The organism is Xanthomonas euroxanthea (assembly GCF_900476395.1).
GTDB lineage: Bacteria > Pseudomonadota > Gammaproteobacteria > Xanthomonadales > Xanthomonadaceae > Xanthomonas > Xanthomonas euroxanthea.
In genome coordinates, this window is sequence record NZ_UIHB01000002.1 from 648,637 (window position 1) to 661,269 (window position 12,633).

General features: G+C 67.3%; 10 protein-coding genes and 1 tRNA gene. 5 read left to right on the forward strand and 6 right to left on the reverse strand.

What is annotated here, in order from left to right; genetic code table 11:
* Positions 1 to 685 precede the first annotated feature (685 nt).
* Positions 686 to 1,321, forward strand: a complete 636-nt coding sequence (locus tag CPBF1521_RS10050) for a glutathione S-transferase N-terminal domain-containing protein (protein ID WP_024939278.1) — start codon at positions 686 to 688, stop codon at positions 1,319 to 1,321.
* 78 nt (positions 1,322 to 1,399) lie between these two features.
* Complete coding sequence (locus CPBF1521_RS10055) at positions 1,400 to 1,843, forward strand: ClpXP protease specificity-enhancing factor (RefSeq protein ID WP_104582164.1); 444 nt, start codon at positions 1,400 to 1,402, stop codon at positions 1,841 to 1,843.
* 197 nt (positions 1,844 to 2,040) lie between these two features.
* Here CPBF1521_RS10055 and CPBF1521_RS10060 read toward each other — a convergent pair whose 3' ends face one another.
* Positions 2,041 to 2,385: a DUF3301 domain-containing protein gene (locus CPBF1521_RS10060; protein ID WP_104582165.1), complete on the reverse strand. Its 345-nt coding sequence runs from the start codon at positions 2,383 to 2,385 to the stop codon at positions 2,041 to 2,043.
* A 230-nt stretch (positions 2,386 to 2,615) separates the two neighbouring features.
* Between CPBF1521_RS10060 and CPBF1521_RS10065 the strand changes: the two genes are divergently transcribed.
* Complete coding sequence (locus CPBF1521_RS10065; protein ID WP_115676868.1) at positions 2,616 to 7,010, forward strand: DEAD/DEAH box helicase; 4,395 nt, start codon at positions 2,616 to 2,618, stop codon at positions 7,008 to 7,010.
* Here the strand turns inward: CPBF1521_RS10065 and CPBF1521_RS10070 are convergent.
* A complete protein-coding gene (locus CPBF1521_RS10070) occupies positions 6,950 to 7,570 on the reverse strand; it encodes a DNA-3-methyladenine glycosylase (protein ID WP_115676869.1) in 621 nt (206 codons plus the stop codon). The two genes, CPBF1521_RS10065 and CPBF1521_RS10070, sit on opposite strands and share 61 nt — an antisense overlap.
* 296 nt (positions 7,571 to 7,866) lie before the next feature.
* Here CPBF1521_RS10070 and CPBF1521_RS10075 point away from each other — a divergent pair, with 296 nt between their 5' ends.
* Entirely contained in the window at positions 7,867 to 9,525 is a 1,659-nt protein-coding gene (locus tag CPBF1521_RS10075) for a methyl-accepting chemotaxis protein (protein ID WP_115676870.1), read from the forward strand.
* A gap of 11 nt (positions 9,526 to 9,536) precedes the next feature.
* A complete protein-coding gene (locus CPBF1521_RS10080) occupies positions 9,537 to 10,046 on the forward strand; it encodes a chemotaxis protein CheW (RefSeq protein WP_115676871.1) in 510 nt (169 codons plus the stop codon).
* Positions 10,047 to 10,270: 224 nt separating this feature from the next.
* On the opposite strand, the gene CPBF1521_RS10085 is transcribed toward CPBF1521_RS10080, so the two are convergent.
* The 4 genes from CPBF1521_RS10085 to CPBF1521_RS10095 all read right to left on the reverse strand — a co-directional run bounded on the left by CPBF1521_RS10085 (position 10,271) and on the right by CPBF1521_RS10095 (position 12,470).
* On the reverse strand, positions 10,271 to 11,350 hold the full coding sequence (locus CPBF1521_RS10085) for a sensor domain-containing diguanylate cyclase (RefSeq protein WP_115676872.1): 1,080 nt from the start codon (positions 11,348 to 11,350) through the stop codon (positions 10,271 to 10,273).
* Between the two features lie 206 nt (positions 11,351 to 11,556).
* Positions 11,557 to 11,733: a hypothetical protein gene (locus CPBF1521_RS21495; protein WP_164739860.1), complete on the reverse strand. Its 177-nt coding sequence runs from the start codon at positions 11,731 to 11,733 to the stop codon at positions 11,557 to 11,559.
* A 171-nt stretch (positions 11,734 to 11,904) separates the two neighbouring features.
* Positions 11,905 to 11,980 (reverse strand) — tRNA-Ala (locus CPBF1521_RS10090).
* An 88-nt stretch (positions 11,981 to 12,068) separates the two neighbouring features.
* Entirely contained in the window at positions 12,069 to 12,470 is a 402-nt protein-coding gene (locus CPBF1521_RS10095) for an H-NS histone family protein (protein WP_104649055.1), read from the reverse strand.
* Positions 12,471 to 12,633 lie beyond the last annotated feature (163 nt).

The following is a 12,633-nucleotide window of genomic DNA, read 5'->3' on the forward strand; positions in this document are numbered from 1 at the left end:
GCGGGACACGCCGTGAACCCGTCCCTGGGGGCTCGGTGGCGGCATCCATGCCGCCACACGGTCCCGCAACCGGCAAGGGCACCGCACCAGACAATTGGTCGGCACTGATCTGAAAGCCGTCTGTCGTGCGGTGTGCATCAGACGTGGAGCCGCTGCTCATGATCAAACGAGGCGCTTCCAGCACTGCTATTGCCATGCACACCAACCATCTCGGCTGGTCCTTGCCCGCTCACCGTCGCGGGACCCTGAGCGGCATGGATGCCGCGCCGGAGCCTACACGGACGTACTTGCGGCGTGTCCTGCGATGGTGGGCGGGCAAGGACCCTGCAGCCAACTCGCAGCGTCGAGGACGTACTTGCGGCGTGTGCCGCGATGGTGGGCGGGCAAGGGCCCTGCAGCCAACTCGCAGCGTCAAGGACGTACTTGCGGCGTGTCCCGCGATGTTAGGCGTGCAAGGGCCTGCACAGAATCCGCAGATCCGCTGCGGACCCACCTGCCGATGACGCGTCATCGCCGGCCGCGCCCGACATTGGACGCCACAATATGGCCTGTTGGTGTTTTTGAGGGCCTATCACCCTTGGCTTTTGCGTGACGTGATTGCACACTCGAAGGACCGTGGTGACGGTCGGCGTTGGGCCGGCCGCGCCGATGCGGCCGGCGGATTCCGGTCGTCGGAGAGCCTTGAATGGCGACGAGTGTGCGTATGCGGAATACCTTGACTTTGTTTTCGTCCAACGACGACGTGTTGTGCCACCGGGTCCGTCTGGTCCTGGCGGCGAAAGGGGTGACCTACGACCTGGTGCCGGTCGACCCGCAAAATCCCCCGGAAGATCTGATCGATCTCAATCCCTATCATTCGGTCCCGACCCTGGTCGAACGCGACCTGGTGCTGTACGCCGCATCGGTGGTCAGCGAATACCTGGACGAGCGCTACCCGCATCCGCCGTTGATGCCGGTCGACCCGCTCTCGCGCGCGCGCCTGCGTCTGGCGATGTTGCGGATCGAGCACGACTGGGTGCCGCAGGTGCAGGCCATCCAGCTCGGCAACAAGACCCAGGCCGAAGCCGGCCGCAAGCGCCTGAAGGAACTGCTCACCGCGTCGGTGCCGCTGTTCAAGGCCAGCAAGTTCTTCCTCAATCCGGAAATGAGTCTGGCCGATTGCGCAATGGCGCCGATCATCTGGCGACTGGACGCGTTGGAGATCGGGCTGCCCAAGGATGGCAAGGCGATCGAAGATTACGGCAACCGGATCTTCCGCAATCCCGGCTTCATCCGCAGCCTGACCGATCAGGAAAAGAAACTGCGCGACCTGCCAGGCTGATGCGACGGCTGTATGCCAACAGACCGACGCCGCATCGCGCAGCCGCCGCTGCGGGCCGTGTGCGGGTAAAATGACGCCATGAGCGAAGATTTCCCCCGCATGACCAGCCATCGCCCGTACCTGCTGCGGGCCTTGGTCGAATGGATCAACGACAACGGCATGACGCCGCACGTTCTGGTGGACGCAGGACTGCCCGGCGTGCAGGTGCCTGCCAGTGCGGTCAAGGACGGCCGTGTGGTCCTGAACATCGCCGAGCGCGCCGTGGTCGGGCTGCAGGTCGACAACGAAAGCGTTCAGTTCACCGCGCGCTTTGGCGGCGTCAGTTATCCGGTGATGGTGCCGATGGCCGCCGTCCTGGCGGTATATGCGCGCGAGACGGGGCAGGGCATGGCCTTGCCGGACGATATCCCCGGTACCAGCACCGAACCGCCGGATCCGGGTGCGTCGCCGCCGCCGGGTGCGCCCACGCCGGACGAGCCGCCGGCTGCCGGCAAGCGTCCGCATCTGCGCGTGGTCAAGTAACCGGCAATGGGCGCGCACCGCGCGCCCGTCCCGTGCCGCGGCAGGTACGCGTGGTGTGTGCGCCGCGGTCGCCTGAGGCACCGACAGATGCGGTTGCAGTCACTGCGGCGGCTTCTTGAATGCGCTGCAGGATGCTGGTCTTCGGTCGCCGCATGCAGGCCAGGCGCCTGCAGGCGTCCACAGCGACCAGATCGCGGTCAGTTCAGGCGCTGATGATCCGGGCTCAGCGGTGTCACCGTGGCCACTTGAGGTCCGGTAAAGGCGATCAGCTGATCGCCGCGCATCACCAAGCGGCCGCTATGCCGGTCGATGCCATCGTGCGAATACTCGAACCGGAACGTCCGCTCGAAGCCCAGCCAGCCGTTGGGCTTGCGACAGATGCGCAGGTTGGTGGAATGCACGCTCTGGTCCAGCCATTGCACGTCGGCGGCGCGGCAGGCGTTGCGGCCGAGGATGTCGGCACGTTCGGCTGCGGCACGCGAGGAGTTCCAGAACGCGTACAGCGCGGCGCCGGCAATCATGAAGAGAATCAGGCTGGGCATGGGCGTCAATGTGCCATGGCACGCGCCCGGTCGACAATCGTCGCGCCGGGCCGCAGCGTTGCGTTGGCGGCCGGCGAGGTCGCGCGCCGGTCGTCCTCCGATTTCATGATGCACCGCCATTGCTGCGGCTGGCTTGTGTGGGACGCAGCGCAACCCCATCCATTGAACCTACCTTCTTGAATTCACGCGCCGTCGGTCCTGGCTTGGCATCAAGGCCTGCGGTATCGCCTATGCATCCTGTCCTGCAGCAGTTCCATCCTGTCGTGGCTGCGTGGTTCGCGCAGACCTTCGCCGAGCCCACGCCGGCGCAGATTGCCGCGTGGCCGGCGATCCAGGCCGGACGCCACACGCTGGTAGCCGCGCCCACCGGCTCGGGCAAGACATTGACGGCGTTCTTCGCGGCGATCGATGCATTGATCCGCGACGGCCTGGCCAACGGCGGCGCGCTGCCGGACGAAACCCGCGTGGTCTACGTCTCGCCGCTGAAGGCGCTGTCCAACGACATCCACCTCAATCTGGATGCGCCGTTGCAGGGCATCCGCACGGCCCTGGTTGCGAGCGGCCTGCCGGACGTGGCAGTGCGCACGGCGGTGCGTACCGGCGACACCCCGCAGCGTGAGCGGGCGCAAGCGCGCCGCACGCCACCGCATATCCTGGTGACCACGCCGGAGTCCCTATACGTGCTGTTGGGCTCGGCCTCCGGACGCCATGCGTTGCGGCATGTGCGCACCGTCATCGTCGATGAAATCCACGCGGTGGCGGCGGACAAACGCGGCAGCCACCTGAGCCTGACGCTGGAGCGACTGCAACGGCTGGCCGAGCGCCCGATCACCCGCATTGGCTTATCGGCGACGCAGAAGCCGATCGAGACCGTGGCGCAGTTCCTGGTCGGGGCGGGCGACGCCGGCCAGCCGCCGCCCTGCGAGATCGTGGACATCGGCTACACCCGCAAGCGCGATCTGGCGCTGGCCCTACCGCCGACGCCGCTGAGCGTGGTGATGTCCAACGATCAGTGGCTGCAGGTGTATGCCGATGTCGCCAGGCTTGCGCAGCAGCATCGCACCACGCTGGTGTTCGTCAATACCCGGCGCATGGCCGAGCGGGCTGCGCGCCACCTTGGCGATCTGCTCGGCAAGCAGCGCGTCGCCGCCCATCACGGCAGCCTGTCGCGCGAGACGCGGCTGCTGGCCGAGCAGCGGCTCAAGGCCGGCGACCTCACCGTGCTGGTGGCCACCGCATCGCTGGAACTGGGCCTGGATATCGGCGATGTGGATCTGGTCTGCCAGCTCGGTTCGCCACGCTCGATCGCCACCTTCCTGCAGCGCGCCGGACGCTCCGGGCACAAGGTCGGCGGCACGCCCAAGGCGCGCCTGTTCCCGCAGACCCGCGACGAGCTGATCGAATGCGCCGCGCTGCTGGACAGCGTGCGCCGCGGTGAGCTGGACGCCTTGCGCATGCCGCTGGCGCCGATCGACGTGCTTGCGCAACAGATCGTGGCCGAGGCCGCGTGCGAGGACTGGGACGAAGACGCGTTGTTCGCCTTGGTGCGTCGTGCCTGGCCGTTCGCGCAGCTGAGCCGTGCGAGCTTCGATGACGTGGTGCGCATGTTGTGCGAGGGCTTCAGCACACGGCTTGGGCCGCGTGCGGGTTACCTGCATCGCGACGCGGTGCATCGGCGCCTGCATGCGCGGCGTGGCGCACGCATGACCGCGCTGACCTCCGGCGGCACCATTCCCGAAACCGGCGACTACAGCGTGGTGCTGGAGCCGCAGGCCGAAAAGATCGGCACGGTGAACGAGGATTTTGCGGTCGAAAGCCTTACCGGCGATGTGTTCCAGCTTGGCAATGCCAGCTACCGCATCCTGCGCGTGGATGCCGGGCGCGTGCGCGTGGAAGATGCCAAGGGCGCGCCACCGAATATCCCGTTCTGGCTGGGCGAGGCGCCCGGGCGCAGCGATGAATTGTCGGCGGCGGTGTCGCGCCTGCGCGGCGAGATTGCGGTGCGGCTGGAGAGCCCGCCACATCAGGCCGCCTGCGACTGGCTGCACGACGTCTTGGGTCTGTCGGTGGAAGCTGCACGCCAACTGGTCGACTATCTCGCCCATGCCCGCACAGCCCTGGGCGCGATGCCGACCCAGCAGTGTCTGGTGATGGAGCGCTTCTTCGATGCCAGTGGCGGCACCCAGCTGGTGATCCACTCGCCGTACGGCAGCCGCATCAACCGTGCCTGGGGACTGGCGTTGCGCAAGCGCTTCTGCCGCACCTTCAACTTCGAACTGCAGGCCGCCGCGACCGAGGATGCGATCGTGTTGTCGCTGTCCACCAGCCACAGTTTTGCGCTGGAGGAGGTGGCCCGCTACCTGCATTCGTCATCGGCCGAGCATGTGTTGATCCAGGCGCTGCTGGATGCGCCGCTGTTCGGCGTGCGCTGGCGCTGGAATGCGACCAATGCGATGGCGCTGCCGCGCTTTGCCGGCGGCCACAAGGTCGCGCCGCAACTGCAACGGATGAAGTCGGAGGATCTGCTGGCGACCGTGTTCCCCGACCAGGTCGCCTGCGCGGAGAACCTGGTCGGCGAGCGCGAGGTGCCGGACCACCCGTTGGTGGCGCAGACACTGGAAGACTGCCTGCATCAGTCCATGGACAGCGAGGGCTGGTTGCAGGTGCTGCGCGGGCTGGAATCGGGCGCGATCACGTTGGTGGCGCGCGATCTGGCGGCACCGTCGCCGCTGGCGGCCGAAGCCCTGAATGCGCGGCCGTATGCCTTCCTGGACGACGCACCGCTGGAGGAGCGCCGCACCCAGGCCGTGCAGAGCCGTCGCTATACGCCGCAGAGCAGCGACGACCTGGGGCAGCTCGATCCCGAGGCCATCGCCTCGGTGCGTGAACAGGCCTGGCCGCAGCCGCGCGATGCCGAAGAAATGCACGAGGCGTTGGTCGGGCTCGGTGTGCTTCCGGTCGATGAAGCGGGCGATGCGCAATGGCAGGCGTGGCTGGCTGCACTCGCCGGCGATGGGCGCGCCAGTTGTCTTGCCTTCGACGGGGTGCCCGCGTTGTGGATCAGTGCCGAGCGTATCGACTGGTTTGTGCCGCTGTATCCGCATGCCGTTGCCCAACCGCCGCTACAGGCGCCGGCAGATTGCCGCGTTGCCGACTGGCAGCGCGACTGGGCCGTGCGCGAGCTGCTGCGCGGGCGAATGTCTGCCGTCGGCCCGGCGCAGGTGCCGGCCCTGGCCGGCGCATTGCGCCTGCCCGAATCCGAGATCGTGCTCGCCCTGGCCGCGCTGCAGCGCGAGGGCTATGTCATGGCCGGCCACTTCAGCGCGCAGGCGCAGTCGGAAGAATGGTGCGAACGTCATCTGCTGGCGCGCATCCATCGCTATACCTTGGGGCGGTTGCGCCGCGAGATCGAGCCGGTGTCGCAACGCGACTACGCGCGTTTCCTGTTCGAGTGGCAGCACGTCGATGGCGCCAGCCGTGTGGCAGGGCCGGACGCACTGGCCGGCGTGGTCGGGCAGCTGGAAGGCTTCGAGGCCCCCGCAGTGCTGTGGGAGAGCGAGCTGCTGCCGGCACGCGTGCGCGACTACCAACCGGCCTGGCTGGACGAGCTGTGCACCGCCGGGCGCACCGTGTGGGCGCGGCTGCGGCCCGGCGGCAGCCGTGGCGGTGCCGCGCTGCGCAGCACGCCGATCGTGTTGCTGCCGCGCCGCGCGGCGCAACGCTGGAGCAGCCTGGCACGCGATGGCGACGACGCACCATTGGGTTCGCGCGCGCAACGGGTGGCGGAGGTCCTGCAGCAGCAAGGCGCCTTGTTCTTCGACGAGATTGCCGATGCGGCCCGGCTGATGAGCACCGAATTGGAAGATGCCCTGAGCGAACTGGTGATGCGCGGGCGTGCGCATTGCGACAGTTATGCCGGGCTGCGCGCGTTGCTGGTGCCGGCATCCAAGCGGCCCTCGGCGCTGTCGCGTCACCGGCGCCGCGCCAGTGCCCTGGGCATTCGCGATGCCGGGCGCTGGGCGCCGGTGCGCGCGCTGCCGGAGTTGCCGCTGGCCGAGGCCGGCGAGCGTCATCAGGACATGCTCGAACATGTGGCGCACACCTTGTTGCGTCGCTACGGCGTGGTCTGTTGGCGGCTGCTGGAGCGCGAGGCGGCATGGTTGCCGCCGTGGCGCGAATTGCTGCGCATGTACCAACGCCTGGAAGCGCGTGGCGAAATCCGTGGCGGGCGTTTCATCGCCGGCCTGTCCGGCGAGCAGTTCGCGTTGCCGGATGCGATCGCCGCCCTGCGCCGCGTACGTGCGCAAGCCTTGCCGCAACAGTGGGTGTGCGTGAGTGCGAGTGACCCGTGCAATCTGCTGGGCAGCCTCCTGCCGGGCGAGCGCGTCGCGCGCGTGCCCGGCAACCGTGTGGCGTATCTCGATGGCCTGCCGATGGCGGTATGGGCGGCCGATCGCTTCCAGCCGCTGCAGGACCTGAGCACCGAGCAGGCCGAGCAGGCCCTGCGCCTGCTGCAGCGCGGGCCTGGCGCCGCCGAGCAGACGCCGATGGAGCAGTGGCTGGCTCAGTCGCCCGGCAGCACCGCGCGCGCGCCTGTCGCCCGTGGCAGCGGACGCGACAGATAGCGGCTATCGGGCACCACCCAGCGCCATGGTGCATCCATCGCCTTGCGGATGCCGATGCGCGGCGTTGCAAGCGGCCCGGATGGCGGCGGCAGGCCGTCGTCCTCGATCCACAGGCGTGCGCGCGCGTCGGTCAGGTCCAGCCCGTTGTCCGCGGCGTTCACGCCAAATGCCTGGGCCAGGCGACCGGGGCCGGTGGTCAATGTCTTGAGCGGGGCGGCGCTGCGCGCGGCCTGCATGGCGGCGATTGCGGCCAGCGGCTCGAGCGCGCGGATCAGCACCGCATGTCCGGGCGCACCACCGCACACCGCGTTGATCGCCCAATGCATGCCGTAGATGAAATACACATACAGATGCCCCGGTGCGCCGAACATCACCTGCGTGCGTGGGGTCATGCCGCGAAACGAATGCGCGGCCGGATCTTCGCTGCCGCAATACGCCTCGACCTCGGTGATGCGGCCGCGGCGCCCGTCCGCGCTGACCAGCACCTTGTTGAGCAATCGCGGTGCGACCTGGCGGGCATCGTGCGCATAGAAGCTACGTGGAAGTGGCTGTGGCGACATGCGCCAAGCCTAACCGTGCAGTCGTGATGTCGCTGCGGACTGTCCGGGCATCAATCCGGGGGTAGGAATTTTCTGAATGCCTGGCCCTGTGAGCGCGTGACCGGTCACAAAAGCGCATATCCGATGGCGTGAATACGCGGTTAAGCACCGTTTGTGTCTCAAGCGCGTTTTGGCGTCGCCGATAGCCATTAGCGATTGGTTAGACAAGCCGCATCGCAGCGAGCGGCATCCGCATCACGCCACCGGGCGACCCTGCACTGCAGGTCGCACATGCACCATCTCAAGAGAACTTCCCAATGTTAGGCAACTTCAGAATTGGAACCAGGCTGATCGTGGCGTTCCTGATCGTCTCGGCGATCGGTGCATGCATCGGCTGGGTGGGCTATTCCAACTCCGGTCGTATCAGCGACCTGTCGACCTCGCTGTACCAGCGCGAGCTGCTCGGCCTGTCGAACGTGAAGGAGGCCAATATCAACCTCATCTACGCCGGCCGCGCACGCGCCAACCTGTTGTTGGCCAGCAGCGCCGAAGAGCGTCAGTCGCATGTGCAGAACATCGACAAGTACACCGCCAAGGTGGTCGACTACATGACGCGCGCGCGGCCCAGTTTCCAGACCGAGGAAGGCAGGAACAAGCTGGCGCAATTCGACCGCGCCTGGCAGAAATACCTGGAAGAGCGCGGCCGCTTCATCGACGCCGCCAACCGCGAAGCCTTGCGCGACGCCAATCCGGAACTGGCCGAGTTGTCGCGCGCGGTACGTGCCAGCTCGGATGAAGTCGATAGCCTGATGACCGACCTGAGCGGGCTGCGCGAGCGCAGTGCCGCCTCGGCCAATGCCGAAGCCGGCAGCATCCACACGCGCAGCTCCCAGCTGCTGATCGCCATCATCTGCGGCGGCGTGCTGCTCGGCGCGATTCTCGGCGTGGTGATCAGCCGTAGCGTCACCGGCCCGATCCGCCGCGCGGTGACGGTGGCCAACGGGCTGTCCGAAGGCGACCTGACCATGCGCATCGACGTGCATGGCCGCGACGAGACCGCGCAGCTGCTCGAAGCGATGCGTACGATGGTGCAGAAGCTGTCGCAGGTGGTCGGCGAGGTCAACACCAGTGCCGAAACCCTGGCCAGCGCGTCGGAAGAAGTCAGTGCCACCGCACAGTCGTTGTCGCAGGCTGCCAGCGAACAGGCCGCCGGCGTCGAAGAGACCAGCGCCTCGCTGGAACAGATGACCGCATCGATCAGCCAGAACACCGAAAATGCCCGCATCACCGATGGCATGGCCACGCAGGCCGCCAAAGAAACCATCGAGGGCGGCGAAGCGGTGGTCGCCACCACCCAGGCGATGAAGCAGATCGCGCAGAAGATCGGCATCATCGACGACATCGCGTACCAGACCAATCTGCTCGCGCTCAACGCGGCGATCGAGGCGGCGCGCGCCGGCGAGCATGGCAAGGGCTTTGCCGTGGTGGCCGCCGAGGTGCGCAAGCTGGCCGAACGCAGCCAGGTGGCCGCGCAGGAGATTGGCGAGGTGGCCAGTTCCAGCGTCGAACTGGCCGATCGTGCCGGCCGCCTGCTCGACACCATCGTGCCCAGCATCAAGCGCACCTCGGACCTGGTGCAGGAGATTTCCGCCGCGTCCGAGGAACAATCCTCCGGTGTCAGCCAGATCAATTCGGCGGTGGTGCAGCTGAGCCAGACCACCCAGCAGAACGCCAGTGCCTCGGAAGAACTGGCCGCCACTGCCGAGGAAATGAGCGCCCAGGCCGAGCAGCTGCAGCAGAGCATGGCGTTCTTCCGCCTGGGCGGGCAGGGGCCTGCAAACACCCCGCCCAAGCGCGGCAAGGTGGCGGTCGCAGGCCCGGCACGTGCGCCCGGCACGCGCGGCTGGCGCAGCACCGCGGCGCCGGCCTATGCGATGTCCGAGGGCCCGGACGAAGGCCAGTTCGCCCGCTTCTGAGAGACCGATCGATGACTGCACAGACCCCCGATGTGATGCCTGGCGACGCCGATGCGGCGGCCCAGTACCTGACCTTCCAGCTGGATGGTGAAATCTTCGCCATCAGCATTGTTGGCATTCGCGAAATCATCCAGTACCGCGCGCCCACGCCGGTGCCGTCGATGCCGGCCTGCGTGCGCGGGGTGATCAATCTGCGCGGCGCGGTGGTACCGGTGGTGGATCTGCAGGCGCGGCTGGGACGTGCCGACAGTGCGATCAGCAAACGCAGCTGCATCGTGATCCTGGCCACCGAACAGGCGCAGGGACCGCAGGTGATCGGGGTGCTGGTCGATGCGGTCAACGCTGTGATCGAACTGGCCGATCAGGACATCGAAGCGGCGCCGTCATTCGGCACGCATATCCGCCGCGACCTGCTGCGCGGCATGGGCAAGGTGGGCGAGCGCTTCGTGGTGCTGCTGGAGATGGACCAGGTGCTGCAAGTGGATGAGATTGCCGGCAACACCGATGCCTTGGCAGCCTGAGCCTGGCCAGGCGCAGCCCACCAACACCACTGCGGATTCGCCGGGCGGCTGCCCGCCACGTGTGATCGACCATTAAAGGAAGCGGGCGCGGGTGGAAGCACTGCAACCGCAACCGCAACGACTGCAGCCGGACACCGGCATCGACCACGCCGCCGGAGGCTGCGTGGCCGGGGCGATCCGCGCCCTGGTGACCGACCTCCTCAGACCTGGGTGTGGTCTGCCGCTCAGTCCTGCCGATGCCAGCCATCGAAGCGACGCACGCAGTTGCGTCCCTTGCCGATCGCGCCCTGCAGGGCGTGCCGTGCACGCGCCAGCAAGGCATTGCTGTCGAGCGACGCATCGGCTGCCACCTCGACCAGGCCGGCGCTGATCGTCAGTGCACCGGCTGGCCAGCGCGCCGCTTCGATCGCCCTGCGCACGGCCTCGATCATCTCCATGGCCTCGGTCGCCGCTGTCTCCGGCACTGCGACACAGAACTGGTCGCGGCTCAACCGCGCCACCGTGGCGGTCTCCGGCAGCTGCGCTTCGATCATCCTGGCAGCCTGGACCAGCGTGGCGTCCGCTGCTGCCGTTCCAGCCTGCAGCTTCAGCCGCTTGAAGCCGTCCAGGTCGATCAGTGCCAGCGCAAGCGATGGCGACGCGGCCGTCTCCGATCCCTGTGCCAGCGTCTGCAGTGCCTGCTCCAGGCCGGCGCGATTCCACACGCCGGTGAGGTCATCGCGCAATGCGTCCAGCTCGACCAGTCTGGCCGCACGCTGCAACTCGATGGTGTTGACGACCTGCCTGGCCAGTGCCTGCAGTGCGTCGCGCTCGGCGACCGACAGGCGGCGGGGTGTGCGATCCAGCACGCACAGCGTGCCCAGCGCGATCCCGTCGGAGGTCAGCAGCGGGGCGCCGGCATAGAAGCGGATCTGCGGCTCGCCGGTGACCAGCGCGTTGCGCACGAAGCGCGCATCCAGCTGGGTGTCGCCCACTTCCATCACATGATCGGGTTCGAGGATGGCGTGGGCACAGAACGACAGCTCGCGCGGGGTTTCACTCGGCGCCATGCCCAGCTTCGACTTGAACCACTGGCGCTGCGTGTCGATCAGCGAAATCAGTGCCATCGGCGTACGGCAGACCGCCGCCGCGATCGAGGTGAATTCGTCGTAGACCGGCTCCGGAGCGGTGTCCAGAAGCTGGTAGTCCTGCAGTGCAGCCAGGCGTTCGTCTTCGTTGGCCGGTACCTGCGCCGCTACGGCGGCATCGCCTGGCAACAGCGTCGCGTGGAAGAGTTGCAGCGCGGACGCATCAGGAATCTGCATACGAAGACCACCGGAACAGGGCGCCGTCAGGCGAGGGAGGTGTGCGTGCGGCGAGGGCGTGTCGCAGCCCATCGCGCGCGCTGGTTGGCGTAGGCCTCATCCACCCCGGCGGATGACGGCTGTCGCCGATCTTGCCACATCGGGCAGGGCGGAGCAGCGCCAGCGAACCCGCGCTGAGGCGCTGCGAAACCGCCCTGCTCGGCAGGTCATTCGCCCTGGCCGGCGTTGCCCTTGGGGCGGCGGGTCTGTTCGTCATGGACCTGCAGGTCTTTCTGTCCGGGGCGCTGCTTGGCGGCCTCATCCTGTTTGCGATCCTGCTGGCTCTCCGAAACACCGTGCTGGTTGTCGGCGGCCTTGTCGGGCTGGCTCTGCTTGTTGTTCATGGCTTGCGTCCGGCGTGATGATGAGACGGACGTTAGCGCGCACGATGTGATCCCGGCGACATGGCCGTGACCGGCACCGGCACTGCACTAGCCGACGCGCTCCCGATGCACACGCCCGACACGAAAAGGCCCCGGAAACATGGCGTTTCCGAGGCCCTACGGTTGAAGCAATGGTGGAGCGGAAGGGGATCGAACCCTCGACCTTCGCGATGCGAACGCGACGCTCTCCCAGCTGAGCTACCGCCCCACGTGTCCTGATTCTACCCACATGTGGCGCGATTCGCCAAGCAGGCCGGCGGCGTGGATCGCCTCCCGAAGGCGCGATCCTGCGGCAATCACTCGCGGACGAGCGGGAACTTGAGGTCCGGATTCTTGGCCTTCCATTCCTTGTACGACACCGACCCTTCCCAGGCGGCGAAGGCCTTGGGCGTGCGGCCGCGACCGGACCAGGTCTCGCCGGTGTGCGGCAGTTCGTACTTCGGCTTGACTTCGCTGCGGCCGCTCTTGACCACGTCCTTGCGTGCAGCAGTGGTGCCCAGGTAAGCGGCAATATCGTTGCGCTGCTTGGTGTTGAAGTGGCCGGCAAACTGTTCCAGCAGCGAGACGATGGTGGCATGCGCAGAGGATGCCTCGCTGGCGCGCTCGGTCTTTTCCTGTTCTTCCAGCTTCTGCAGCTCGTCCAGCAGCTTGGCTTTGGCTTGTGCGATGGAATCCAGTTTGGAAGTGGTATTGCTCACAGAGGTATAGCCTCGGAATAAGTGGTGGAGACGTTGCCCGATGGACACGCGTCATTATGGCATGTGGCCCGGGGGCGGCCGTTGCGCGCGCGCCTGCAGATAGTGAGCAGGCCTTTCACAGGGCCTGTTCGCGCGTTCGCGGTGTCTGGCGAGGCCGCCGAAC